This window comes from Porphyrobacter sp. THAI-01a, from assembly GCF_056868655.1.
In genome coordinates this window covers 408,684-434,851 of record NZ_CP180579.1, presented here as the reverse complement: position 1 = coordinate 434,851, position 26,168 = coordinate 408,684, and the positions used below count along the sequence as shown (strand labels likewise).

Annotated in this window: 21 protein-coding genes; 15 read left to right on the top strand and 6 right to left on the bottom strand. The window is 65.3% G+C overall.

All coding sequences use genetic code 11. The annotated features are described in order from the left end of the window. The first annotated feature begins 29 nt into the window (after window positions 1–29). Complete coding sequence (locus ACMX37_RS02110; RefSeq protein ID WP_483147319.1) at window positions 30–1,016, top strand: efflux RND transporter periplasmic adaptor subunit; 987 nt, start codon at window positions 30–32, stop codon at window positions 1,014–1,016. Window positions 1,017–1,019: 3 nt separating this feature from the next. Next, window positions 1,020–2,432: an efflux transporter outer membrane subunit gene (locus ACMX37_RS02105; protein ID WP_483147318.1), complete on the top strand. Its 1,413-nt coding sequence runs from the start codon at window positions 1,020–1,022 to the stop codon at window positions 2,430–2,432. Window positions 2,433–2,442: 10 nt separating this feature from the next. On the opposite strand, the gene ACMX37_RS02100 is transcribed toward ACMX37_RS02105, so the two are convergent. Both ACMX37_RS02100 and ACMX37_RS02095 read right to left on the bottom strand, forming a co-directional pair. Beyond that, on the bottom strand, window positions 2,443–2,892 hold the full coding sequence (locus tag ACMX37_RS02100) for a MaoC family dehydratase (protein WP_483147317.1): 450 nt from the start codon (window positions 2,890–2,892) through the stop codon (window positions 2,443–2,445). Further along, complete coding sequence (locus ACMX37_RS02095; protein ID WP_483147316.1) at window positions 2,892–3,974, bottom strand: CaiB/BaiF CoA transferase family protein; 1,083 nt, start codon at window positions 3,972–3,974, stop codon at window positions 2,892–2,894. The genes ACMX37_RS02100 and ACMX37_RS02095 overlap by 1 nt, the downstream gene beginning before the upstream one ends. Window positions 3,975–4,115: 141 nt before the next feature. Here ACMX37_RS02095 and cysD point away from each other — a divergent pair, with 141 nt between their 5' ends. The 7 genes from cysD to wecB all read left to right on the top strand — a co-directional run bounded on the left by cysD (window position 4,116) and on the right by wecB (window position 12,843). After that, on the top strand, window positions 4,116–5,018 hold the full coding sequence (cysD, locus tag ACMX37_RS02090; protein WP_483147315.1) for a sulfate adenylyltransferase subunit CysD: 903 nt from the start codon (window positions 4,116–4,118) through the stop codon (window positions 5,016–5,018). Continuing rightward, the gene (gene cysN, locus ACMX37_RS02085) at window positions 5,018–6,928 is read left to right on the top strand and encodes a sulfate adenylyltransferase subunit CysN (protein WP_483147314.1); all 1,911 of its coding nucleotides are present in this window, start codon (window positions 5,018–5,020) and stop codon (window positions 6,926–6,928) included. Before cysD ends, cysN begins: the two co-directional genes overlap by 1 nt. Next, window positions 6,925–7,674, top strand: coding sequence for a 3'(2'),5'-bisphosphate nucleotidase CysQ (locus ACMX37_RS02080; RefSeq protein ID WP_483147313.1), 750 nt, complete (start codon window positions 6,925–6,927; stop codon window positions 7,672–7,674). The genes cysN and ACMX37_RS02080 overlap by 4 nt, the downstream gene beginning before the upstream one ends. Window positions 7,675–7,795: 121 nt before the next feature. Then, window positions 7,796–9,061: a nucleotide sugar dehydrogenase gene (locus ACMX37_RS02075; protein WP_483147312.1), complete on the top strand. Its 1,266-nt coding sequence runs from the start codon at window positions 7,796–7,798 to the stop codon at window positions 9,059–9,061. A 2-nt stretch (window positions 9,062–9,063) separates the two neighbouring features. Then, window positions 9,064–10,314: a glycosyltransferase family 4 protein gene (locus ACMX37_RS02070; RefSeq protein WP_483147311.1), complete on the top strand. Its 1,251-nt coding sequence runs from the start codon at window positions 9,064–9,066 to the stop codon at window positions 10,312–10,314. A 94-nt stretch (window positions 10,315–10,408) separates the two neighbouring features. After that, window positions 10,409–11,713, top strand: a complete 1,305-nt coding sequence (wecC, locus tag ACMX37_RS02065; protein ID WP_483147310.1) for a UDP-N-acetyl-D-mannosamine dehydrogenase — start codon at window positions 10,409–10,411, stop codon at window positions 11,711–11,713. Then, the gene (wecB, locus tag ACMX37_RS02060) at window positions 11,710–12,843 is read left to right on the top strand and encodes a non-hydrolyzing UDP-N-acetylglucosamine 2-epimerase (protein WP_483147309.1); all 1,134 of its coding nucleotides are present in this window, start codon (window positions 11,710–11,712) and stop codon (window positions 12,841–12,843) included. Before wecC ends, wecB begins: the two co-directional genes overlap by 4 nt. Window positions 12,844–12,852: 9 nt before the next feature. Here wecB and ACMX37_RS02055 read toward each other — a convergent pair whose 3' ends face one another. Then, window positions 12,853–13,398: a hypothetical protein gene (locus tag ACMX37_RS02055; protein WP_483147308.1), complete on the bottom strand. Its 546-nt coding sequence runs from the start codon at window positions 13,396–13,398 to the stop codon at window positions 12,853–12,855. A 317-nt stretch (window positions 13,399–13,715) separates the two neighbouring features. On the opposite strand from ACMX37_RS02055, the gene ACMX37_RS02050 reads away from it, so the two are divergent. The 4 genes from ACMX37_RS02050 to ACMX37_RS02035 all read left to right on the top strand — a co-directional run bounded on the left by ACMX37_RS02050 (window position 13,716) and on the right by ACMX37_RS02035 (window position 18,933). Continuing rightward, window positions 13,716–14,432, top strand: coding sequence for a polysaccharide biosynthesis/export family protein (locus ACMX37_RS02050; protein WP_483147307.1), 717 nt, complete (start codon window positions 13,716–13,718; stop codon window positions 14,430–14,432). Window positions 14,433–14,436: 4 nt separating this feature from the next. Then, window positions 14,437–16,650 (top strand): GumC family protein, encoded by a 2,214-nt coding sequence (locus ACMX37_RS02045; protein WP_483147306.1) that lies wholly within the window; start codon window positions 14,437–14,439, stop codon window positions 16,648–16,650. A 73-nt stretch (window positions 16,651–16,723) separates the two neighbouring features. After that, window positions 16,724–17,950: a glycosyltransferase gene (locus ACMX37_RS02040; RefSeq protein WP_483147305.1), complete on the top strand. Its 1,227-nt coding sequence runs from the start codon at window positions 16,724–16,726 to the stop codon at window positions 17,948–17,950. A gap of 14 nt (window positions 17,951–17,964) precedes the next feature. Then, window positions 17,965–18,933, top strand: coding sequence for a glycosyltransferase (locus ACMX37_RS02035; protein WP_483147304.1), 969 nt, complete (start codon window positions 17,965–17,967; stop codon window positions 18,931–18,933). A gap of 4 nt (window positions 18,934–18,937) precedes the next feature. Here the strand turns inward: ACMX37_RS02035 and ACMX37_RS02030 are convergent, their stop codons facing one another. After that, a complete protein-coding gene (locus tag ACMX37_RS02030) occupies window positions 18,938–19,699 on the bottom strand; it encodes a WecB/TagA/CpsF family glycosyltransferase (RefSeq protein WP_483147303.1) in 762 nt (253 codons plus the stop codon). Between the two features lie 522 nt (window positions 19,700–20,221). On the opposite strand from ACMX37_RS02030, the gene ACMX37_RS02025 reads away from it, so the two are divergent. Then, window positions 20,222–20,491 carry a spike base protein, RCAP_Rcc01079 family gene (locus ACMX37_RS02025; protein ID WP_483147302.1) on the top strand — a complete coding sequence of 90 codons (270 nt, stop codon included), beginning with the start codon at window positions 20,222–20,224 and terminating at the stop codon, window positions 20,489–20,491. Continuing rightward, window positions 20,491–22,977: a SwmB domain-containing protein gene (locus tag ACMX37_RS02020; RefSeq protein ID WP_483147301.1), complete on the top strand. Its 2,487-nt coding sequence runs from the start codon at window positions 20,491–20,493 to the stop codon at window positions 22,975–22,977. Before ACMX37_RS02025 ends, ACMX37_RS02020 begins: the two co-directional genes overlap by 1 nt. Window positions 22,978–23,002: 25 nt before the next feature. Here the strand turns inward: ACMX37_RS02020 and ACMX37_RS02015 are convergent, their stop codons facing one another. After that, window positions 23,003–24,388, bottom strand: coding sequence for an O-antigen ligase family protein (locus ACMX37_RS02015; protein WP_483147300.1), 1,386 nt, complete (start codon window positions 24,386–24,388; stop codon window positions 23,003–23,005). A gap of 113 nt (window positions 24,389–24,501) precedes the next feature. Continuing rightward, window positions 24,502–25,944 (bottom strand): flippase, encoded by a 1,443-nt coding sequence (locus ACMX37_RS02010; protein WP_483147299.1) that lies wholly within the window; start codon window positions 25,942–25,944, stop codon window positions 24,502–24,504. Window positions 25,945–26,168: the final 224 nt, after the last annotated feature.

The window sequence follows — 26,168 nt, the reverse complement described above, 5'->3', positions numbered from 1 at the left end:
CTCCCCGCTTCAAACCGTCCGAGGACACCATGCTGCGTAATGTGAGCTTTGCCCGCCAGATCCTGCCGGCCGCCGCGCTGATCGGCATCGCCGTGGCCGTGTGGCTGATCCTCGTCGGCCTGCCCGACCGCTCGACCGCCGAACCGGCCGAACAGCCGCCCAAGGCGGTCGGCGACCTCGCCGGCAAGCCGCGCGTGGCCGGCGCGGGGATCGTCGAGCCGGCGAGCGAGGTGATCGACATCGGCTCGGCGCTCTCGGGCCTCGTCACCGAGGTGCGGGTGCGCCCGGGAGACCGGGTGGCCAAGGGCGAGGTGCTGTTCACCGTCGATGCCCGCGCCGCCCGCGCGCAGCTCGACCAGGCCGAAGCCGCGATCCGCGAGGCGCGCGCCTCGATCGCCGAGGCGGGCGCCGCGCAAAGGACCGCGCGCCAGCAGCTCGATCTCTACCGCAACCTCGCCGATCCCGCCGCCGTCAGCCGCTCGGAAGTGATCCGTGCCGAAGGCGAGGAGGCCGCCGCGACCAGCCGCCTCGGCCTTGCCCGCGCGCGCCTTGCCAGCGCCGAGGCCGCCGCCGCCGCCGCCCGCACCGAGATCGAACGCCTCACCGTGCGCGCGCCGATCGCGGGCGAAATCCTCGCCGTGAACATCCGCGCGGGCGAATTCGTCGCGACGCAGGGCGGGGGCAACAGCCAGCCCTTCATCCAGATGGGCGAGACCAACCCGCTCCACGTGCGCGTCGACATCGACGAGAACGAGATCGCCCGCGTCGCACTGGGCGAGCCCGCCGTCATCTCCCCGCGCGGCGCGGCCGAGATGCACGTCAAGGCCACCTTCGTGCGCGCCGAGCCGCAGGTGGTGCCCAAGCGTTCGCTCACCAACTCCGCCGCCGAGCGGGTGGACGTGCGGGTGCTCCAGCTGATCTACGCCCTGCCGCCCTCGGAAGCCTTCCGCGTCGGCCAGCAGATCGACGCCTTCATCCCCGCCAAGGCCGGCGCGGCCAACGCGTCGGAGGGCTGAGCCATGCGCCGCCTCCCGCCTCTCGCGGCCGCGCTGCTGCCGCTCGCCCTTGCGGCCTGCGCGCTCCAGCCTGCGCCGGAGATCGCCACCCCGACCCCCGACCTGCCGCCCGCCTTCTTCTTCCGCCCCGAAGGCGGGGCCGGGACGGAGCTTGCCGCGCTGCTTCCGCAGGGCGACCCGGCCTGGCAGACGCTCTCGCAGGCGGCCATCGCCGAGGGGCCGAGCCTTGCCGAGGCGCTCGCCCGGATCGACACCGCCCGCGCCGGTGCCCGCCGTGCCGGGGCCGAGCGACTGCCCAACATCACCGCCGATGCCGACGTCACCCGCAACCGCATCAACCCCGCGCAGTTCGGGCAGGCGGGCCAGCAGGGCTTCATCCCGCGCGAACAGACCTCCTACGGGGCCAACATCAATGCCAGCTGGGACATCGACCTGTTCGGCCGGCTGAAGGCCGAGGAACGCGCCGCCCTCGCCCGGATCGACGCCGCCTCCGCGCAGGCACAGGGCGTGCGCCTCGCCCTGCTGGCCGAGATCGCTGCGAGCATCACCGACTGGCGCACGCTCGATGCGCGCGCCGCGGCGATCGAGGCCGATGCCGCCGCCGCGCGCCAGCTTGCCGCGCTCGCGAAGACGCGCGAGGACGCCGGGATCGCCCCCGGCTTCGACCGCGTGCGCGCCGATGCGACCGCGAGTTCCTCGGCCGTGCGTCTCGCCGCGCTGGAGAGCGAGCGGGCACGGCTGGTCGGCCGGCTGGTGACGCTGACCGCGCTCGATGCCGCCGCCGTGCGCGCCGCACTCGCCGCCCCCGCTCCGGCGCTGGCCCTCGGTTCCGCGCCCGCCGCCCTGCCCTCCGAGCTGCTTGCCAACCGGCCCGATGTCGCCGCGGCCGCCGCGAACCTCGCCGCCGCCGACGCCGACCTCGCCGCCGCCGCCCGGGCGCGCTTCCCGCGGATCACCCTGTCGGGGGTGATCGGGCTGCTGTCGTTCCGCCCGCAGGATTTCTTCGACGATTCCCTCGTCGGCACCCTTACCGGCGGGATCGCCGGCCCGCTGCTCGATTTCGGGCGGGTGGGCGCCGGGATCGATGCCGCCGCAGGCGACAAGCGCGCCGCCTTCGCCGCCTATCGCGGGGCGGTGTTCACCGCTCTGGGCGATGCCGAGGCGGCCTATGGCACCGTCACCGCCGCCGATGCCGAGGCGCGGCTTTCGGTGGACGAGCGCGACCAGCTCGCCCGCGCGGCGAGCCTAGCCGAGACACGCTACCGCGCAGGGCTGGCGAGTTTCCTCGAAGTGCTCGAGGCCCGCCGAGCCGCCGACGCCAGCGGCGAACGCGCGGCGGCGGCCCTAGGCCGCGCGGCGCGGGCGCGGATCGTCCTGTGGCAGTCTCTCGGCGGCGAGGTGACGGCAGGACAATAGCCAAGCCGGATCAGGGCCGGCGCTGGATCAGCGCCGACCGCTCGCAGCGGCACACCACCTCGCCCCGCTGGTTGTGCATCTCGTGCACCCAGGTGACGATCCCGGCATCGGCGCGCGACTTGCTCTCGCGCAGGTCCTTCACCTCCGACGTCGCGCGCAGCGTGTCGCCGATGAACACCGGCTTGGGCGTCACCACCTTGTCGAAGCCGAGATTGGCGACCAGCGTGCCGAGCGTCGTCTCCCCCACCGACAGCCCGACCAGCAGGCTGAAGGTGAAGGTCGAATTGACAAGGATCTGCCCGAACCCGCTCGCCTTGGCCGCCTCCACGTCGATGTGGAGCGGCTGCGGGTTGTGGGTCATGGTCGAGAACAGCAGGTTGTCGGTCTCGGTCACGGTGCGGCGGATCGGGTGTTCGATCCGCTCGCCCACGGTCCATTCCTCGAAGAACTTGCCCGCCATCAGGCCTCGCTCCCCCAGCGCGCCACGACTTCGGCGCCGTCGTCGGCGCTCGATCGGACCGCCCCCGGGGTGCGGCTGAAGCGCGGCGCGGGGGCGGTGTGCCAGATGCCGTCATGCTCTACATAGGCTCCGCGCGCCTTCATGTGCGGATGCTCGCGCGCCTCCTCGATGCCGAGCACAGGCGCGAAGCAGGCGTCGGTGCCCTCGAGCAGGTCGCACCATTCGGCCCGCGTCTTCGTGGCGAAGAGCGCCGCCAGCTTCCCGGCGTAGTCGTCCCAGTTGGCCGGGTTCATCTGGCCCTGCGCCAGCTCCTCCGGCGCGCCCGCGCGCTGGAGCAGCTCGGCGTAGAACTGCGGCTCGATCGACCCGAGGGAGATTTCCTTGCCGTCGGCGCAGGTGAAGCAGCGGTAGAAATGCGCCGCCCCGCCGAGCATCCCCTTGCCGCGTTCGGTGGACAGATGCGGCAGGTGGCGCACGCCGAAGAAGAAGCTCATCAGGCTGGTCGCCCCGTCGACGATCGCGGCATCGACCACCTGCCCCTTGCCGGAGCGTTCGCGTTCGTAGAGCGCGGCCATGATCCCGAAGGCGCAATACATCGACCCGCCCCCGAAATCGCCGACGAGGTTCTGCGGCGGGGTGGCAGGCTCGCCCGCCTTGCCGACCGCCGCCAGCGCGCCGGTGATGGCGATGTAGTTGATGTCGTGCCCGGCGGCCTGCGCGAGCGGCCCCTCCTGTCCCCAGCCCGTCATGCGGGCGTAGACCAGTCGTGGGTTGGTCGTCAGCAGGTCATCGGGCCCCAGTCCCAGCCGCTCCATCACCCCGGGGCGGAAGCCCTCGATCAGCACGTCGGCGCTGGCGACGGCGGCGCGGACCTGCGCCTTGCCCTCCTCGCTCTTGAGATCGATCGCCAGCCGGTGCCGCGCGCGATCGACCACCGGATTGGTCGACACCGCCCCCGGCCGGTCGATCCGCACCACCTCGGCGCCCAGGTCGGCTAGCAGCATGGCGACATGCGGCCCCGGCCCGATCCCGGCGAATTCAAGAACGCGAAGACCGGCAAGCGGCCCCTTCGGCTGGCTCATGTGATCTCTCCCTTTGGGCCAGCCATAAGCAAGCCGCCTTCGGGAGAGCAAGTGCCGACATTGCCAGCCCCCAAGGCGGGCCATTGGCAGGCAAAGGCAAAATTGCTTGTTGCCCCGCGCGCAGCCTATACCTGCACCGCCATGCGCAATCTGACCCATCTCGAACGGCTCGAGGCCGAGAGCATCCACATCTTCCGCGAGGTCGTGGCCGAGGCCGAGAACCCGGTCATGCTCTATTCGGTGGGCAAGGACAGCTCGGTGATGCTGCATCTGGCGAGGAAGGCCTTCCACCCCGCGCCCCCGCCCTTCCCCATGCTGCACGTGGCGAGCGGGTGGGATTTCGCCGACCTGCTCGCCCACCGCGACCGCACGGTGCGCGAATATGGGCTGAGGCTCATAATCGCCCAGAACGAGGACGCCGAGGCGCAGGGGATCAACCCCTTCGACACCGGCAGCGCGCTCTATTCGCAGGCGCAGCTTACCGATCCGCTCAAGCGCGCTCTCACGCAGCACGGCTTCGACGCGGCCTTCGGCGGCGGACGGCGCGACGAGGAGAAGGCCCGGGCCAAGGAGCGCATCTTCTCCTTCCGCAACGCCGCCCACCGCTGGGACCCCAAGAACCAGCGCCCGGAACTGTGGAACCTCTACAACGCCAAAAAGGCCAAGGGCGAGAGCATCCGCGTCTTCCCGATCTCGAACTGGACCGAGCTCGACATCTGGCAATACATCGCGCTGGAGAAGATCGACATCGTGCCGCTCTATTTCAGCAAGCCGCGTCCGACGGTGGAGCGCGACGGGATGCTGCTGGTGGTCGACGACGACCGCTTCCGGCTGGAGCCGGGCGAGGAGCCGGTCACCCGCTCCGTCCGCTTCCGCACCCTCGGCTGCTACCCGCTGACCGGAGCAACCGAGAGCACGGCCACGGAAATGAACGACATCATCCAGGAGATGCTGCTCGCCACCGGATCGGAACGCCAGGGCCGCGCGATCGACAAGGGCCAGTCGGCGAGCATGGAAGACAAGAAGCAGGAAGGGTATTTCTGATGAACGACCATTCCTCCTTCCGGACCGACGCCCTCATCGCCGAGGATATCGACGCCTATCTCGACGCGCACCAGCACAAGAGCCTGCTGCGCTTCATCACCTGCGGCAGCGTGGACGACGGCAAGTCGACGCTGATCGGGCGGCTGCTCTACGACAGCAAGATGATCTTCGAGGACCAGCTTGCCGCGCTGGAGAGCGACAGCCTCAAGCACGGCACGCAAGGGCAGGAGATCGACTTCGCGCTGCTGGTCGACGGCCTTGCCGCCGAGCGCGAGCAGGGGATCACGATCGACGTCGCCTACCGCTTCTTCACCACCGAGAAGCGCAAGTTCATCGTCGCCGACACGCCGGGGCACGAACAATACACCCGCAACATGGCGACCGGCGCCTCGACCGCCGATCTCGCGGTGATCCTGATCGACGCCCGGAAGGGCGTTCTCCAACAGACGCGGCGGCACTCGTATCTCGTCCACCTGCTCGGCATCCGCCATGTGGTGCTGGCGGTGAACAAGATGGACCTCGTAAGTTACGACCAGCAGGTCTTTGACCGCATCGTCGCCGACTACCGCGCCTTCGCCACGAGCATCGGGATCGCCGGCTTCACCGCCATCCCGATCTCCGGCTTCAAGGGCGACAACATCACCGCGCTCTCGGCCAACACCCCGTGGTATGCCGGCCCGACGCTGATCGGGCATCTCGAGACCGTCGAGGTCGATGCGACAGCGGCGCAGACGCAGCCGTTCCGCATGCCGGTGCAGTGGGTCAACCGCCCCGACCTCGACTTCCGCGGTTTCGCCGGCCAGATCGCCAGCGGCACCATCCGCCCGGGCGATCAGGTCAGGATCGTGCCCTCGGGCAAGACCAGCACGGTCGCGCGCATCGTCACCTTCGACGGCGACCTCGAGGAGGCCGTGGCGGGCCAGTCCGTCACGCTCACCCTCGCCGACGAGGTCGATTGCTCGCGCGGCGATATCATCGCGGCTGCGGGCGACCCGCCGCAGGCCTCGGACCAGTTCTGCGCGACCTTCGTGTGGATGGACGAGGAGGCATTGAAGCCCGGACGCGGCTACTGGCTGAAGATCGGCACCCAGACCGTCACCGCCACGGTCCAGCCGCCCAAGTACGAGATCGACGTCAACTCCCTCGAGCATCTCGCGGCCAAGACCCTCGGGCTCAACGCCATCGGGGTTGCCGAGTTCGCCACAGACCGCCCGATCGCCTTCGAGCCCTACGAGACGAACCGCCAGCTCGGCGGGTTCATCCTGATCGACAAGTTCACCAACGCCACGGTCGCCGCGGGGATGATCGCGTTCAACCTGCGCCGTGCGGACAACGTCCACTGGCAGCCGGTGAGCATCACCCGCGATGACCATGCGGGCATGAAGAACCAGAAGCCGCGCGTGCTGTGGTTCACCGGCCTCTCGGGCTCAGGCAAGTCGACCATCGCCAACGAGGTCGAAAAGCAGCTGTTCGTGATGAACCGCCACACTTTCCTGCTCGATGGCGACAACGTGCGCCACGGCCTCAACCGCGATCTCGGCTTCACCGAGACCGACCGGATCGAGAACATCCGCCGCGTGGGCGAGGTCGCCAAGCTGATGGCGGATGCCGGGCTGATCGTGCTGACCGCCTTCATCAGCCCCTTCCGGGCCGAACGCGAGATGGTGCGCAAGATGCTCCCCGAAGGCGAGTTCGTCGAGATCTTCGTCGACACCCCGCTGGAGGTCGCAGAGGCGCGCGACGTCAAGGGCCTCTACAGGAAGGCGCGCGAGGGCAAGCTCAAGAACTTCACCGGGATCGACAGCCCTTACGAGCCGCCCGAGAACCCGGAGATCCGCGTCAACACCGTGGACATGACGCCGGAAGAGGCGGCGCGCTACATCATCGCAAGGATCCTTCCGCTCAAATGACCCTCGCCGATCTCGATGATGCCGCGCTCGCCGCCAGGCTTGCGCTCGAGGCCGGGCGCCTGCTGACAGAGGTGCGCGAGGCTTCGGGCCTCGCCGGGAAGGCGCTGGGCGAGCGCGGCGACCGCGACGCCAACCGTTTCCTGTGCGAGGCGATCCGCGCCGCGCGGCCCGGCGACGGCCTGCTCTCCGAGGAGGAGAAGGACAATGCCGCACGCCTCGCCAAGGCGCGGGTGTGGATCGTCGATCCGGTCGACGGCACGCGCGAATACAGCGAGGGACGGACCGACTGGGCGGTGCACGTCGCGCTGGCGATCGACGGGGCCCCCGTGCTCGGCGCGGTGGCGCTGCCGGGGCTGGCGGGCGAGGTGGTCCTGCGCTCCGACCGCCCCTCCCCCTTGCGCCCGATGGCCTTACGGCCCCGCTTCGTCGTGAGCCGCACCCGTCCGGCGCGCGAGGCCGAGGCGGTGGCGCGGGTGCTCGGCGGAGAGCTGGTGCCGATGGGCAGCGCCGGGGCCAAGGCGATGGCGGTGGTGCGGGGCGAGGCGGAGGTCTACCTCCATTCCGGCGGCCAGCACGAATGGGACAGCTGCGCGCCGGTTGCCGTCGCCGCGGCGCACGGCCTGCACTGCTCGCGCATCGACGGGTCGCCGCTGATCTACAACCGGCCCGACACCTTCATGCCCGACCTGCTCGTCTGCCGCCCGGAGCTGGCGGGCAAGGTGCTCGACTCCATCGGCGCGGCCTGATGTAGCCGCACGACCAACTGCCCCGCACCTGCGTTGACCTGAGTAGGTGTGATTTGCTCCCCCATGCCTCGCTTGCTAACCCCTCGGGGAAGGTGGGGTCGCCTACCACCGGGGATCATCAGTGAAAGTTGCCATTTTCGGACTTGGATACGTCGGCTCGACGGCGGCTGGTTGCATTGCAAGCCAAGGCCACACCATAGTAGGGGTGGATGTGAGCGAGGCCAAGGTCGCCACGCTCAACGCGGGCCGAGCACCGGTGTTCGAACCGGGGCTCGACGATCTGCTCGCCCAAGCCCACGCCGATGGCCGGATTTCGGCGACCGTCCGGCTGACCAACGAGCTCGACGATTGCGACATGGCGATCGTGTGCGTCGGCACGCCCAGCGGCGTCGATGGCGCGCACAACATGAGCTACATCGCGCAGGTCACCCGTGCGATCGCCGCCGCGGTCAAGCCGGACCGGGCGGCGCCGCTCACCCTCGTCTACCGCTCCACGATGCGCCCCGGCTCCTGCGAGAACATCATCTGGCCGATCATCGAGAGCCATCTCGGCGAGGCCGCCAGCCGGGCGGTCGAACTGGTCTACAATCCCGAGTTCCTGCGCGAAGCCTCTGCCATCGAGGACTTCTTCAACCCGCCCAAGATCGTCATCGGCACGCTCGGCGGAAAGCCGTCCGCCAACATGGCGAAGCTCAACGAGGGGATCGATGCGCCGGTGTTCGAGGTCGGCCTGCGCGAGGCGGAGATCACCAAGTTCGTCGACAACAGCTGGCACGCGGTCAAGGTCGCCTTCGCCAACGAGATCGGGCGCGTGTGCCAGAACCTCGGGATTTCCGCGAAGGAGGTCCACGCCATCTTCAAGAGCGACACCAAGCTCAACCTTTCGGCCTATTACACCCGCCCGGGCGGCGCTTTCGGCGGATCGTGCCTGCCGAAGGACGTGCGCGCGCTGCAATACATCGCTGCCGACACCGGCTCGTCCACGCATCTGGTGGATTCGCTCATCCGCTCGAACGAGGCACACAAGCATCACCAGTTCCTGCACGCCACCCGCGGGCTTGAGCCGGGCGCCAAGGTTCTGCTGGTCGGCCTCGCCTTCAAGATGGAGACCGACGACCTCAGAGAAAGCCCGGCGGTCGACATGGCGCGCAAGCTGCTCGAGGCGGGCTTCGATCTCGACATCTACGATCCCAAGGTCGCACCCGACAATCTGGTGGGCCAGAACCTCGGCTATGCCTATTCGGTGCTGCCGCGCATCGACGGGCTGATGGTGACGAAAGCCACGGCCGAGAGCCGCGACTACGCGCGGATCATCGCGAGCAACCGGCTGGTCGACACGCTGGCGGTCGACCGCGACAAGATCGTCGATACCAGCATCATCGCCTGAGGATGAGCGCCCCCGCCTCCCTGAACGCCGAGGAAGGCATTCCCGCGACCATTCCGGGCGAGCCGCTCAAGGGCCGGCACGTGCTGATTGTGGTCGAGAACCTGCCCCTGCCATTCGACCGGCGGGTGTGGCAGGAGGCGCGCACCCTGAAGGCGGCCGGCGCGCATGTCTCGATCATCTGTCCCACCGGCAAGGGCTACGAGGCACGCTTCGAGCAGATCGACGGGATCGACATCCACCGCCACCCGCTGCCGCTCGAGGCCAAGGGCGCGGCCGGCTTCCTCCTGGAATATAGCGCGGCGCTGTTCTGGGAAACGGTGCTGGCGTGGAAGATCCACCTCAAGCGCCGCATCGACGTGATCCAGGGTTGCAACCCGCCCGACCTGATCTTTCTCGTCGCCCTGCCCTTCAAGCTGCTGGGCACGCGCTACATCTTCGATCACCACGACATCAATCCCGAGCTTTACGAAGCCAAGTTCAACAAGCGCGGGTTCTTCTGGCGGCTGATGCTGCTGTTCGAGAAGCTGACCTTCATGGCGGCGGACGTGTCGATCGCCACCAACCACTCCTACCGGACAATCGCCATCGAGCGGGGCGGGATGAAGCCGGAGCGCGTCCACGTGGTGCGCTCGGGGCCCGATCTGTCCAAGCTCAGGCGCGTCGATCCGGTCCCCAGCTGGAAGAACGGCCGGGCGCACATGGTCGGCTATGTCGGGGTGATGGGCGAGCAGGAGGGGATCGACCTGCTGATCGATGCGGTCGAGCACATCGTGCGCAGGATGCAGCGCGAGGACATCCAGTTCGTGCTGGTGGGCGGCGGACCGGCACTGGCGGAGCTGCGCGAACTGGCTGCCAGCCGCGGGCTGGCCGACTACATCACCTTCACCGGACGCGCGCCCGATGCCGATCTGTTCGAGGTGCTCTCGACCATGGATCTCGGGGTCAATCCCGACCGCGTCAATGCGATGAACGACAAGTCGACCATGAACAAGATCATGGAATACATGAGCCTCGGCAAGCCGATGGTGCAGTTCGACGTGACCGAAGGGCGCTATTCGGCGCAGGACGCCTCGCTCTATGCCGCGCCCAACGATCCGGCCGACCTGGCCGAGAAGATCGTGGCGCTGGTCGATGATCCGGAGCGGCGCGAGCGGATGGGGGCCTTCGGCCGCGAGCGCGTGGTGAACCAGTTGAACTGGCAGCACCAGATCGCGCACTTGCTGGCCGCCTACACCCAGGCCCTGACGAAGTAGCCCGTACCCGGATGGTAAAATCGCGGGCAAGCCTAACGCGATTTTAAGGGCTTTGCGACCATGCCACCGGCTGACAACCGGGACAGGACCTCGCATGAACGCTCCCTTCGATGCCGCCGCAGCGCTCGGGCACAAGGCGCTTGGCCAGCCCGCGCCGGACCATCAGGTCGCGGTGATCGGGCTAGGCTATATCGGGCTGCCCACCGCTGCGCTGCTGGCCAGCTACGGCTGGAGCGTGTGCGGGGTCGATGTCTCGCAAGCCGTGGTCGACACGGTCAATGCCGGCGGGGTCCACATCGAGGAACGCGATCTCGACCGGCTGGTGCATGACGCCATCACCGCGCAGACGCTGGTCGCCTCGACCCAGGTGCCCACGGCAAGTTTCTACATGATCGCCGTGCCGACGCCGCTCGGGGAAGGCAAGTCGCCCGACATCTCCTACGTCGAAGCCGCCGCCCGTGCGATCGCGCCCAAGCTGATGCCCGGGGCCTGCGTCATCGTCGAGAGCACCTCGCCGGTCGGCACCACCGAGCGGGTGGCCGAGATCATCGCCGGTCTGCGCCCCGATCTGGTCGTGCCGCGGGACGGGGACGAGGGCGATGCCGACATCGCGCTCGCCTATTGCCCGGAGCGCGTGCTGCCCGGCCGGATCGTCAACGAACTCGTCCACAACGACCGGGTGATCGGCGGCGTCACCCCGGCCTGTGCCGAACGCGCGGCGGTGCTCTACACCAGCTTCGTGCGCGGCGACTGCCTGACCACCACCGCCCGCGTGGCCGAGACGGTGAAGCTGGTCGAAAACTCGTTCCGCGACGTCAACATCGCCTTTGCCAACGAACTCTCGATGATCGCCGATGCGATCGGGGTGGACGTCTGGGACGTGATCCGGCTGGCCAACCGCCATCCGCGGGTCAACATCCTCCAGCCCGGCCCCGGCGTCGGCGGGCACTGCATCGCGGTCGACCCGTGGTTCCTCGTCGCCGGCGCGCCCGAGGCCGCGCGGCTGGTGCGCACCGCGCGCGAGGTCAATGATCACAAGGCCGTGCACACGGAAGGCCGGATCCGCGCGCTGCTCGACGCTGCGCCGGAAGGCAAGGTCGCGCTGCTCGGCCTTGCGTTCAAGCCCGACATCGACGACTTCCGCGAAAGCCCCGCGCTCGAGATCGCCGAGGCACTCTCCCACACGCACGGCGACCGCATCCTTGTGGTCGAGCCCTTCACCGAAGAACTGCCCGCCGCCTTCGAGGGCACGGGCGCGCAGCTCGTAACGCTTGACGCGGCGCTCCGGCAGGCGGACATTGTGGTGGTGCTGGTCGATCACACCGCCTTCAAGCACCTCGGGCCCGCCGATCTTGCGGGCAAGCTGGTGTTCGACACGCGGGGTATGCTGCGCCGATGACGGACGGAAGCGGCAAGCCGCGCATCCTCGTCACCTTCGGCACGCGTCCGGAAGCGATCAAGATGTTTCCGGTGGTCTTTGCCCTGCGCGCGACCGGACGATTCGACGTGAAGGTCGTGGTGACAGCCCAGCACCGCGAACTGCTGGATTCGGTCCTGGCGCTGGCAGGGCTGGTCCCGGACGTCGACCTCGATCTCATGCAGCCCGACCAGTCACTCGATGCACTTTCGGCGCGCCTCATTGCGCGTTTCGGTGCAGTCTTGGACCAGTTGAGGCCCGATCGTGTGCTGGTGCACGGCGATACTTTGACCACCATGATAGCCAGTCTGGCGTGCTATTTCCGGCGGATTCCGGTGGGTCACGTCGAGGCCGGCTTGCGCAGCGGCGACATCTATTCGCCCTGGCCCGAAGAGGTGAACCGCAAGGTCACGGGTGTGATCGCGGACCTGCATTTTGCCCCGACCGAGACCGCTGCGGCCGCATTGCGCGCTGAGAACGTGAATGAAAAAGCCATCCACGTGACCGGCAATACGGTGATCGACGCCCTGCTTTTCGCGCAACGGAAAATTGCCGCCGACCCTTCCCTGGCACCCGCCATCGCGCCGCTAAAGGCGCGGTTCGCGGGCAAGCGGATCATTGCCGTGACGGCACACCGAAGGGAGAATTTCGGCCCCGGAATGGCGCAGATTGCCAAGGGTCTGCAACAACTTGCATCGCGCGAGGATGTCGCGATCATCTATCCGCTGCACCCCAACCCCAATGTCGCGGGCGTGATGCGGCCGGCGTTGTCGGGGCGTGACAATATCGCGCTGATCGACCCTTTGGACTACCTGGATTTCGTCGCGATGATGGCGGCGTGCGACATCGTCCTGACGGATTCGGGCGGGATCCAGGAAGAGGCGCCCAGCCTTGGCAAGCCGGTCCTCGTAATGCGTGACACCACGGAAAGGCCGGAGGGCATAGCTGCCGGAACGGCCCGGCTGGTCGGCCCGAATGCGGCCGCCATCCTCGAGGAGACCTCGCGGTTGCTGGACGATCCATTCGCCTATCTGGCGATGTCGAGGGCGCACAATCCCTATGGCGACGGCAAGGCGGCGGAGCGCATCGCCGCGCTGCTCGCTCCGGCGTGACGCCGCGCCTCAGGCCTTCGCGCCGCTCACCACCAGGCGATAGCGAAACGCGCTCGCCAGCACAGCGATGCTGAGCCCCATATCGGTGATCCAGTTCATCTTGAGCGGGCCGTAAAGCAGTTCGTCGACCGAGTGCAACGACACCAGCCGGAGCACCGCCAGAAAAATCATCCCGCCCGTGCATCCGATCGCGACAATCGCGGCGAGATTTCGCCTGCCTCTCACGCCTTTGGCCGCGAAATAGAATATGCCTGCCGCAATTGCTGCGGCCGTCAGGAACACAATGGCGAAAAGCGGACCCTGCAAGGCGCGACGCGTCTCGTAAGCGCCCTCACTGTAAAGCGCCGTGCGCAGGTTGACGCGCATGAGCTCCTCGATGCCGAAAACCCGCATCAGCGCGAGCACGACAAAGACCGCAGCGATCGCTGCCCAGCCGACCCGATGCCAGGCAATCTGCTGCCGAGACGACGCAATCCAGAACGCCGCCAAGGCGGCTGCAGCGACGAGCAGATACAGCCCAGCCGCCACGAGACTGAGGACAGAAGGTCCCACCATTAACTCCGTTTCGCGTCCCGCACCGCGATGCCGGCGATGACGCGAAGGGCGCCGACAATCGGCAATCTACCGGCCCCTCGCCGCGACGCAAGCTCCCCCGCTCGCCTCGGACACAGGAAGGCGGGCATCAGAATCCAACCATCACCAGCTCCGCATCCGGATCGGCTCATGGCGCGTCCGGGGCGCTTTGTCGGATTCGGAACGCGTTTCAGAGGCGACCGGCCGGTCCTTGCGCGAGAGGCGGGCTTTATCGTGTTGCGCTGCGAAAATCCTGCCGCTAAGCCTCCGCCGGACATAGCTGTTGGGGGAAAGTCACAATGACGAGACATCGCGCGCTCGCTACGTCAGTCAGCCTTGCTGCTTGCGTCGTGCTGCCGGCCTGCGCATCGACGCCGGACCCTGTGATCGGCATGGCCGCCTCGCAGCCGGTCGCCGAGCTCGGGCAAGCCAACTTCAGCGTTTCCCGCTCCGGCGTATATGCGATCCGTCCCGCAGACGAGCTTTCGGTCGTGGTGTTCCGCGAGCCGGAACTTTCGCTGCAAGCCGTGCGTGTCGGTGTCGAGGGCAATATCTCCCTTCCCATGATCGGCTCGATCCCGGCGGCCGGCATGACCGCCAAGGAGTTCGAGCAGGACGTCACCCGACGGCTGGCCGCAGCGGGCATCAAGAACCCGATGGTGAGCGTGAACATCGCCGAGTATGCCTCGCATCTCGTGACAGTCGAGGGTCAGGTCGACAAGCCCGGGGTCTACCCCTTCCAGCCCGGCGCCCGCCTCTCTGCGGCAGTGGCCTTGGCCGGCGGCGCCAAGCGGGCCTCGAAGGAGGAGCAGCTGGCTGTGTTCCGCGAGACGCCCGACGGCATCATGGTTGCCAAATTCGACTATAAGCAGGTGCGTCAAGGCACGATGCTGGATCCCGTTCTGCAGCCCGGCGACCGCGTCGTGATGGGCACAGACGGTCTTTCGCAATTCTGGGAGGACCTGCTCAAGGCGCTTCCCGCATTCGGTGTCTTTGCAGTAGCGGGCTTCAATTAAGAACATGACCGAACGTCCCATCATGGCCAACCCTGAACCCGCAGGACAGGGCACGTGGCTTGATGCCTATATGCCCGATCGTCAGCTGGCGGTGCAAAGCCAAGGCAACCAGCTGATCAACGTTGCCCTCATCCGGGGGATCCTGTTCCGGCAGCGCTGGCTGGTCGCTGGCGTGCTTTTTGCTGCAGGCGTTCTGGGGCTTGTCGTCACGCTGCTGATGACCCCGATGTACCAGTCCACGGCGAAAGTGAGCGTCAAGCCATTTGCCGATGTGATCGTCGAGGGCCAGGTGGACCAGGGTGTCCCGTCCAACCAGATTTACGAATATCTGTCCACGCTGGTGGAACGGATCAAGAGCCGACAGCTTGCCGCCGTGGTGGTGGACGACCTCAAGCTAGCCGAACGCATCGACCTTCTCGGCCAAGATGTCGAAGAAGCTCGCGCGCCGGGCATGAATGACGAACAATGGCGCAACGCCAAGCGCGAAATGGCGATCTCGATGGTGGCCGGTTCGGTCGTGGCCGAGGCGCCGCAGGCCAACTGGGTGATCGAGATTGGCGTGCAAATGGAAAATCCTGTTCTCGCCGCGGAAATCGCGAACGGGTATGCTGCGGCATTTGTCGCGTCGGATACCCGCTCGTCGGTAGAGAGCAACAAGTACGCGCTCACCTATCTCGCGCAACAGATCGAACAGACACGCATCCGCCTCCAGAGCGCGGAACAGGCGGCCAACGAATATGCGCGCGCGCGCGGAATCATCGTGCAGCCCGTCATCGGGGGCACGGACAGCGAGGAATCCAGCAGTGCGGCGACACTCACGTCCGCAAAGCTCGCCAGCATCAACCAGCGTTTCATCGATGCCCGCGCAGCGCGCATTGCCGCGGAGGAACGTTGGAGGGCGGTTCAATCTCTTTCTCCTGCCCAGTTGCCGGAGGTGCAGAACAGCGCCTCGCTCCAAGGGCTTGTCGCCGACCTGACCGCGAAGCGCGCGGAACTTGCCGAGCTGCGCCAGCGCTACAACGACGATTTTCCTCAGATCGCCAACCTCAAGGCGCAGATCGATGCGATCAACACCCAGCTCGAACGCAGCTCAGCTGACGTAAAGGCGAACCTGCGCAACCAGTTGGTCATTGCCCGCAATCAGGAAGAGGCCCTGTCGCGCGAACTGGGATCGCTGACGAACACGACCCTCGTCGAGCAGGACGAGAAGGTGCAGCTCAGCGTTCTCGACCGCGAGGCGCAGGCGCTGCGCGACCAGCTCAAGATCCTGCTGGATCGCTACAACGAAGTGAGCAGCGCTGCCAACGTCAACCCCGGCACGCTGCAACTTCTCGATGCGGCGCTGGTGCCGACTTCGCCCTACTCGCCCAACCTCATTCGCAACCTGACGATCGCCCTGGCTCTCGGCTTTGCACTGGCTGCGGGTCTTGCAGTCCTGCGCGAGGCTTTCGACGATCGCATCAGGTCGCTCGAGGATGTCGAGGACAAGCTGGGCCTGCCTTTCCTCGGTCACACGCCGTATGTTGCCGACCGGGACATCACGATCGACGGCGCCAACCGGTTCAGCGCGCTGATGGAGGCCTACTCCTCGATCAGAGCAGGCATCGACTTCTCGCTGCCGCGCAGCAGCAACGTGATCCAGATGACCAGCAGCCAAGCCGGCGAAGGCAAGTCGACCACGGCTGTGGTGCTCGCCGAAATGTTCGCGAGCTTCGGTCGCAAGACCCTGTTGGTCGATGCCGACCTGCGCAGGCCCTCGGTACCCAAACTGCTCGGCATCGAACGGCCCAAGGTCGGACTCGTCGAAGTCGTTCTGGGTCACGTCGAGCTTGAGACCGCAATCGTCAAGGGCATCCACGACAACCTCGAAATCCTGCCGATCGGTGAGATTCCCCCCAATCCGACCGAAATTCTCGCGTCGAAAGAGTTCGAGCAATTCATCGAAAGCTGTCGCGGCAAGTACTCTCTGGTCATCTTCGATTCCTGCCCGGTGATGGGCCTCGCGGACGCCCCCATGCTCGCGCGGTTGGTCGACGCCACTGTGTTCGTGCTTGAGGCCAACACGATGCCGTTCAGCCGCGCCCGCGCTGCCATCCGGCGAATCACAGCCGCAGGTGGCAAGACCATCGGCGCCATCCTGACGAAATACCGGGCACTCGAGGCCGGTCAGTCGTACGACTACCAGTACACCTATTACCAGTACGGCCCCCGCGACTAGGTCGACGCACAGGGCAGTGGCAGAGCTTGTGCCCGGAGCCGACCTAGCGTCAGGGACAGAAGCCGGGACAGTCATGTCGGACCCCGAACGAGCGAAATCAGGGCTACCGCAGATCCTGCATCTGAGCGCGGACTTCCCTGACCTCATCAATCCGGCGAAAACACCCGTTATTGGTCGCCTGATCGATCTGGTCGATGACCGCTTCGGTCATCAGGTGATTTCGCTGAACCGTCGCAATCCAAAGCTCGGAGAGCTTCCGGGGTTGGTGGCCAACCGTCTGCCGCCAGTGGACGTCGAGAGCATTCGAGCTTTCGACAGGGGCCTGTGCCTCGAGTATCTCGCACCCGCCAAGGGCGTTCTTCATGCAACCGCGCTTGATCGGCTGGCCGAGTGGGTGGTCGAGCGCCTGTCTGCGGAATCGGCTATGCCAGACCTCGTGATCGGGCATAAGCTCACCGTCGAGGGCCTCGTTGCCCGAAAGGTCGCAGGCCGGCTCGGCATCCCATACGCTCTGACTCTTCAGGGCAACACGGATGAGAAGATCCTGTCACTGCGGCCCGACCTTTCGGCACGGTTCGGTGCGGCCTATCATGATGCAGCCTGTGTTTTTTCCTTCGCTCCCTGGGCCAGACGCGCGGTGGAGCGACGCCTCGGTACGCGCACGGGCCTGACGCTCGATCTGCCCTGCCCGACCGTTCATGACGCGATCCGACCGCCTGCAGCGGACGGCACGTCGATCATCAGCGTCTTTCATCTGTGCAATTACCGGATCAAGAACCTGGCAGTCCTCGTCGAAGCAGCGCGCGAGATCGGAGCGACAGGGCAGCCATGCGATCTACGCATCTATGGAGGCGGGAGCCCGGAGGACACCGCGCACTGCCAAGCGATCATCGGCGATGCGCCGGGCGTCAGTCTGATGGGGCCCCGCAATCAGGAGGAGCTTGGCGCGATCATGAACGCTGCAGTGGCCTTCGTCATGCCCTCCCGGCGCGAGTCCTTCGGCCTTGTCTTCATCGAGGCCCTGTTCGCCGGCCTGCCGATCATCTACCCGAAGGGTGCGGGTGTCGACGGCTACTTCGACGGCCTGCCCTTTGCCATCGGCGTGAATGCTCGCAGCGCGGCTGAGGTGCGCGAAGCCATCCGCCATGCGATCCGCCGCGAAAACGAACTCAAGGAGGCGCTGCATGAGTGGCAACAGGCAGGCGGACTTGAGAAATTTTCGCGCGCAGCAATCGCCCGGACGTTTGAAGCCGGACTGGATGCGGCCTTGCGCTCCCAGCGCCTGGCACGGCAGCACTGAGGCAGCACAGCATCATGCCTGACGGGCAAAACGGAGCCTCTCCGGATCGATGCGGCGAACTGGTGCCAGACGCCAGCATCGTCATTACGACCTACCGCCGGACCGCCATGCTGGCCGAGTTGCTCGGCGCCCTACGCCCGCAGCTGCGCGATCACGCCGTGGAAGTCATCGTCGTCGACAATTGTCCGGATGCCAGCGCACAGGATCTGGTCAGGGGAGAGGGTGACCCGGCGTTGCGCTATGTTCACGAGGAGCGCAGCGGCGTGGTCCATGCCCGCAACACCGGAGTCGCAGCCGCACGCGGCACCTATGTCATCTTCCTAGACGATGACGAAGTGCCCGGCAGGGGCTGGCTCGACGCGTGGATGAGCCAGGCCGATGGTCGGACCGATATGAGCTTCGGGCGGATTGCTCCACGGTTTCTTGCTTCCTGCCCACCCGGGCTGGTCGCGCAGGTGAAGCGCAACTTCAGCCGCGACATGCGGAAGGCGACAGGCGAGGATATCTCCCATCTCTGGGCTTATCTCGGCACAGGGAATGCCATGTTCCACAGGGCACGTTGCCTGAACCGGAAAACACCTTTCGACCTGCGCTTCAATTCCCGTGGTGGCGAGGACGTATGGTTGATCCGTAGGCTCGTGCAAGAGCAGCACAGGCTCGTCTGGAACGATGAGGCAATCGTCGAAGAACTCGTGCCGGCGGATCGCATGACGTTGCGCTCGCTCAGAACCCGGCGTTTCAACCAAGGTCAGTTGCGGTGCATCCTGATGTATGGAAACGGTGGTGTTGGCGGGGTGTTGCGGGTGCTCCCGTGGATGCTGGTCGGGGCCTTGCAGTTCGCGATTTTCCGTACAGGTGCATTCGTCGCGACGGGGCTGGCCCCCACGCAGGCTCCCGATCTGCTGTGCCGCGCAAGTGGCGGGGCTGGCAAGCTCGTTTGGTGGCGCAAGGCGCTGATGCGCAGCTACGGCAACGACTCGTAAGCGGTCAGGACCGGCGCCACCGGGAGACGATGACGAGGATCTTGGGTCCGGACAGCAAATACCGACGCCAGAGCCGGCGCGGCTCTGTCAACAGCCGGAAAGCCCACTCGAGCCGCGCATACTGCATCCATCGGGGCGCGCGCGCCTTGCGCCCGAGCAAGAATTCAAGGGATGCGCCAATGCAAACGGCAACACCGCGCATTCCTTCGATCGCCATAACTCGGTGAGCGATAATCTCGCTTCTGGGCGCACCGATCGCGAACAGGATATAGTGCCACGGCTGGCCGGCCAGAAACGCCTCGATCTCGACGATCGCGCGCTCGTTCTCAAGGATGCCCATCGGCGGAATATGCTGATGGAGGTCTATGTCAGGAAACATGGAGTTGAGATCTGCCAGCATGCTGGCGTCACCCCCGACCAGCGCCACCTTTCGTCCATCGAGCCAGCCGTTCTGGAAGAGATAAGCGGTCAGATCACTACCCGTCACGACCTCCAGATCAACGCCGCGGAGAAATGCGAGGGCCTGCAGAACCCGGCTGTCGCAAAGACGCAATGCGGCGGCTTGATAAGCGCGGCGGAAGCGCTCCGTCACGTCGCCCGCGCGGCTTTCATCATGCAGCATGACGATGTGATCGACGTTGGGCGTAACCACCAGAGACACGCTGTCATGCAGCGATAGGCGATCAAGCTCACATGCTACCTCGGCATAGGTCGCATGCACAAAGTCGAGGCCTAGGAATTCGTTGGTGCGCAAATCGATCGACATCCGAGCACCGGCCAACCCTTATCCATTCTTTTCCCGAACAATCACCCGTAGCAGGGCATCATCATGTCGACTGGGCTTCGCGCTTCTCGCCACCGGTCATGAGACATTGACGTGACGACAGGCCGACGATCCTCCCCAAAGCGCCGTTAGCAGAATTATACGGCATTGTAAGGCTCCACCGGATTCCACGTATATTCGATGGGCGAATAGGTGAGCTTGGCGCAAACCCGAGATGCCTGGTGTGCGGAGCAGCCGCCTTTGGTTACCTGCAGGCACCAACAAGCCCTCTCGTCTTACATAAAAACTTGGAATGAAATTTGCGAGGACGACACGATAGTGCGCCGCATGATCACGAATTTCCACCATAGCGGCGAATTAACGGACGTCCTTGCACCAAGCATAGAAAATATCAGAGCCCGCAATTTAACGCCTGTCGCCGCAATTGAAGGATTTTTTTGATTTTCCTACTTATGAAGCAATGAATACCGAGACGCCTCCTAGTCCCACTTCGAGGAGTCGCTTATGCCCGTCGACAACTTCAATACCGCCCTTGATAGCCTTGTCGCTCCTGCCCGCCACTGCTTCCCGATCGTGCCACACGATGTCTCGGCGCTCCCGCGACTACCGAAGGCGCTCTATATCGGCAGTGGCGGCAATATCGTGGTGCGCGCCGTCGACAGCGATCAGGATGTGACGTTCGTCAACGTCGCCAGCGGCACCATCCTCGACATCCGTGCCCTTCATGTCCGTCTCAGCGGAACGACCGCTGGCAACATGATCGGTCTTGCCTGATGGCACGCTTTGGCTACGGCTTCGGCGGGGGTCGCCGACACAACCTCAGCACCGAGAGCGGTGTTCTGACTCATCAGGTGATCAGCTACGGCGTCGCCTACAACTTCTCCGAACCTCGCGCCGCCGGACAGTATGCCAATGGCGACTGGTGGGTGGTGGGCCCCGTCTCGATCACCTCGATCTCGCCTGCCAGCACGCTCCAAAGCGGCAACAACGGACCCGTCGGCAGCAGCGGCGGCGCAGTGACAGCCTACACCAATCGGCAGGTTCACGGCACTCAGGTCAACCCCGGCAACCGAAGTTTTGCGACCGGGGGGCTGCTTGCCAACAACACGACGAACAGAGTGCAAGGGTGGGATAGCCTCAACGCTATCGGCGGGATTTTGTCGGCGCCCTACAGCGCCTCGGCGAATGTCGATCCCGGCTTTACCGGCGTGCCCCTGACTGTGGTGACTGGCAGCGTGGTCAAAATGGTCTCGCGCCTCACCGGCCTTCCGGTCAACAACCGCCCCGTCGGAAACGACATGGTGGTGCTGACGGTGGTGGACAGCATCCCGCCTGCCGATGCGATCCGCCCTGGTGTTTCCCGCACCGACAAGACCTCGCTGATCCGCCGTTCGCATTTCAACCTTGGCGTGTTCCAGAACCTCGCCCCGACCGCGAACGCCCCGACCTACGAGCAGGCGGTCGATTGGGTGGACCGCTATATCGAGACCTCGCAGCCCGACAGCATCAACAACGGCAATGCCAAGGCGATCAACAATCATCCTGAATATGGCCGCGACATCGGCAACAATCTGCACCGAGCGATGCTGTGTCTCCACCTGTCCAGCTTCACGACCCACCAAAAGATGATGCTGCTTTCGCACATGGCTACAATTGCTGACGATCTGGTGAGTCGCCATGAAGAAGGGTCGATTACCTTCGGCGCTGGTGGCGGCAACCAGTGGAAGCTGCCTGTGATCGCAATGTGTGCAGCCGCGCTTGGCTCCAACGTTCCGGCGACATGGCTGACTGCACTTTCGAGTGCCGAGCGGCTTGATTGGGCAGAGAACCGTCAGATTTTCACGGTGGCCGGTCCAGACATGGTGATCCCGCGCTTCACCGGCGACGGGCGTCCCCGCACGATCTACACCCCGCAGCAGGTGGGCGCAGCCGATTGGGGCGAGCAGCACACCGAGCAGCCGCAATACAGCGGGTCCAATTGGGACAGCTTTTACCGCGACATCGTGGCCTATTCGCTTCTCCCCGGCGTGCTGGCGGTCGAGTTGACGACCGGCGCAAAGGCGCTGTGGGACTTTCCGCAATTCTGGCTCTATTTCGATACGGTCTATGGTCGCCGCACCGAGGGCGGCGCGGGCAATACCGCGCTGCCCTTCACGCTGGAAATGGTCAACGCCTATCGCCCCGCCAAGACAGCGGCCCCGGCGATTGTCGAGGCCGGGGTGCGCGGCGCGGACATGTGGCTGCGCTGCGATCTGTCGCTTCTCGATAACGTCACCGCACCCGCGACCAGCGCCTTCACCGTGCTCGTCAACGGCTCGCCCGCTACCGTTTCGGCGGTGTCGATCTTCCGCCAGAACATCGGCCTGACGCTCGCCTCGCCCGTGACCGGGGTAGACGTTGTGACGGTCAGCTACACCGCCCCCGGCAGCAACCCGGCGCGCAGCGTCGATGGCGTGAACCTTGCCAGCTTCTCGGGGCAGGCCGTCACCAACCGCACCGAAAAGGTCGGCGGGACGAACAGCGCCTATCCCGTGGTTCGCTTCACCCCCGGTGTTACGCGCCGCCTGATGGGCGGGACCGGCACGCTGGCCGCTGCCAACTCGGCCTTGGGAACGATGGCCCTGATGCGCTTCCGCTTCCCGGCTGCGCCTGCCGCCGACACGATCATCTTTGGCGCACAGTCGGGCACGCCCGATCTGGTGATTGTCCTCACCACCACGCGCCGCCTCGAAATCCGCCTGCGCAATGCAGCAGGTTCCGTCGCCTATCGCGCGCAGACCCCCGTGCTTGCCGTCGATACCGACTACGATATTCTGTGGTCGTGGGACACCACCCGCATGACCAACACGCTTGGCCTCGATTGCTTCATCAACGGCGCGGCGCAGACCCTCAACTTCATCACCTGGACAGGCGGTGCGGGTGCGGTGGCGCGCTGGACCTTCGCCGCAGGTTCGGCGATCGGCGGCTATGCCTTCAATTTCGGCGGCACGACCTTCGACATGGGCGCCCTCTACCTCAACACGGTGGCGCGGGTGGACCTCACGATTAGCACCGAGCGCGACAAGTTCCAGCCCGCTGCAATCCTCACGCGCGGCGACGGGGTGACGGGTGCGATCCCTGCGCATTTCTTCGTCGGCACCGCCGACCAGTGGGCCGACACGTTCGGCATCCAGCGCGGCACCGGCAACCGCGCTTACCCCAGCTATGCGAACATCAGCCTTGGAACAGTGCAAGCGGTCAACGGGAGTGAGTGGAGGTAAAGCAGCGCTCTTGCCGCACCAGACATTACGCCGGAATAGCGTTCTGGAGCCTCATTCTCGTCAGCATGAGCCTGATCTGGCTCTGCATCTTCAGTACGCCGTTACCCCAGCTAACCATCGAAGCCAGGAAGGCCAAAAAAAACATGAAAACGAGGTTGGTCGAACCGAAGTAGTTCACCGTCTGCCCGACAATGAGATACACGAACATCGAGATGTTAAGCCCAATCATGAAAGCCTTGTCCTTCGGATTCAGGTTCGGAAGGATCACACCCAGTCGGATCATGCCGTAGGCAATCCCGAACAGCAGAAGAAGCGGAACAATCAGGCCATGACGCATGCCGAGAAGCAGGAAATGCGCATCCACGCTATCGCCTGTCATCCAGTATAGTCGTTCCCATTGACGATATCCGATGCCGAACCAAGGGTTGTTCGCGATGCTGATGGACCCATACTCCCAGATCAGCCGCCGATAATCCGCAGTTGCTGGGGTAAGCGTTAGGCGGGCTATCACCGAGATGATCCCGTTTTTGGAGGCCATATGGGTAGCCCACCCCAGCAATCCGATCAGCGATACAATCGTCCACCAGGAAATCTTCGGCAGATGCGGTTTGGCATGATATATGGCAATTGCACCGATGGCGATGATAAGGGCCAGAAACGCCGCAGAACTGAGTGAGAAGAAGCCGGCCAGCCCCACACCTACGCCGAGGATGTAAGGCCACGAGCGCAGGCCGCTGAAATAGTATATGGGAAGAAATGCGACCATCACTGCTCCCGCAAGAATCGGGTGCATGAAGGGGCCATAGGCGCGCAGCAGCCCGAGCCGGAATTCCTTCTCAAGGACGATGCGACCGGTCTCCTCCCCCCCCGCGAACTTGGCCATGTTGCCAAAAATCTCGGCTGCGAACGGCCTGTACAGAAGTTCGCCGGTGGCGCTTTCCACCACCAGCAATCCACCTGCGAACAGCACTGCGGGCAAGCCCAGCAGTAGCATTCGGCGCAAATCATCGGGGGTTTTGATACACACCCGTGCGACGAAATAGGACAGCGCCGTATCGATCACGATACCCGCGCCGCGCACCAACCCGCTTTCGAAACCGTAGATTAGAATGAAGGACAGCACCATCCAGAAGGCCATCGCTGCAACCGCGATGTCGATCGGGCTGATCGCGCCTTTCGCATTTCGCATCGTCATCCACAGCGCAGGGACCGAACAGAGCAGGACAGCCACACGATAGGCGTTGAAGCGCACCCCGAATACGAGAAATTCGACTTCCGGGGGAACCAGAAAGATCGAATACCAGACCACCAGTAGCGGAACGAGAGCCATCATGCTTACCGGTCGCGCGGCAGGAGCATGCCACGGCAGCTGTGCGGGTATGGCAGGCACACGCGGCATCGGCTGGGGCATCACGACTTCCACACGCTAGGCATCGCGCCGGACAAGGCCGGATCGATGTGATCGGCTCGCTCTCGTAGGCCAGAGATCAAGCTGGTTCAAGTCTGCAGCCCGTGCCGGGAGAGCTACGCGCGCCCGAGCCGCTGCGCGAACCAGTCGCGCGCCTGCGACGGCATCTGGAACCAGGTGATCACCAGCAGGAGGGAACAAAGAACGCTCGCGCCGCCCAGCCCCTGGATCCAATCGGGCATCCAGGGAGACCCTGCCATCGCCAGAGCGATCAGAGCCGCGGGGCCCGCAAGACGCCTCACGACCCCCGGATCGAAGAACCGGGCCTTGTGAAACAGCACGGCACAATCGATGATGACCCGCAAGGTAAAGGCCAAAGCGACGCCATACAGGCCGAACAGGATGCCCAATCCGTAAAGCATGGCAGCATAGACAGGTAGTTCGAGCAGGTGCAGAACTGCCGTGTAGCGCGAATTGCCGCGCGCCTGGATAAGGGCATAGGGAACGTTGGCAAGCGCGTTGACCCAGACGCCGATGATGGTGATCTGTCCGACGAGGATAGAGCGTGGGTCGAGATCGTCGCCCAGCCAGAGCCGCAAGAGCGGTTCGGCAAGGCAGATCAGGCCGATGACGATCAAGCCGAACAGCTGCCCGACGAGAACTACCGAGTCCTTGCCAAGAGCCACAGATTCAGCCTCGCCACGCGAAGCGAGGCGCGGAAAGAGCGCCTGCACCAAAGCCATGGGGAACATGACGGTCCGGGCGGCTATCTGCACGGGCACGGAGTAGGCGACGACGCCGGCCGCACCGATGACAGCGCCGATCACGACGCGGTCAGCCATGGTCATCAGCGGACCCACGATGGCTGTGACCATGATCCAGCTGCCGAATGAGAACAGGCGGCGAAGCTGGGCCATCGACGGGTTGAAAGGCTGGCTCTTCAGGAATACCAAAGCCATGCTCGAGACGATCGGAACAAGTCCGAGCGCTCTGCCCGCAAGCGAGGCCGCCAGAAGCCAGCCGAAATCCGCCGAGTGGATCGTCGCCACCAGCAGCGGCAGAACCTGGGACAGCAGATTTCCGATCGTGGTGCCGAGCGACACCACGCCGAACCGCTCGAGTCCGACAAGTGCGCCGGTTGAAACTCCGGTCAGCATGATGACCGGCACGCAAAGTGCGAAAAGCCATGCCGCAGAGACAACCTCGCCTCTCAGTTCGGCTCCAGCATCGAAGTACGACTGGAAGAAGACCGAGGCAACGAGATAGACAAGGCCGCCGCCGACCACTGAAATCACCGCTGCGCCGCCCAGGGCCGACCACACCACGCTCGCCCGCTCGCCGGGCGTTGCATCCGGCATGGCGGAGATCCTTTGGGTAAGCGCCCGGCCCAGCCCGAAGTCGGCTTGGCCGAAATAGCCAAGCAGCACCAGCGCCAGCAGCAGCGCCCCATAGCGTTCCGTGCCCACGACCGAGAGATAGAAGGGGACAGTCGCGATGCTCACCAGCACCCCGCTCAGGGTCGGCAGCAGATTGAGCACCGAGTTCTTGGCAAGCGCCATCAGATAACGCTCCGCGGTGGCATGCAAATGTGCTCTGCCGCGCAGTCACCCCTATCCTGGGGCGGACAACGGCGGGCCACTGCCATGGCAGGTAATCTCACTCGGTCCGCCCCATCAGGTGTCGTATTAAACCACTTGCCCGGGGCTATTGCCTGTGCGAGACGCGTTTCGCAATCGGGAAAAGGCCAAGCCAGCTGGCTGCGTCATTGGCCATCCCGGTTCGC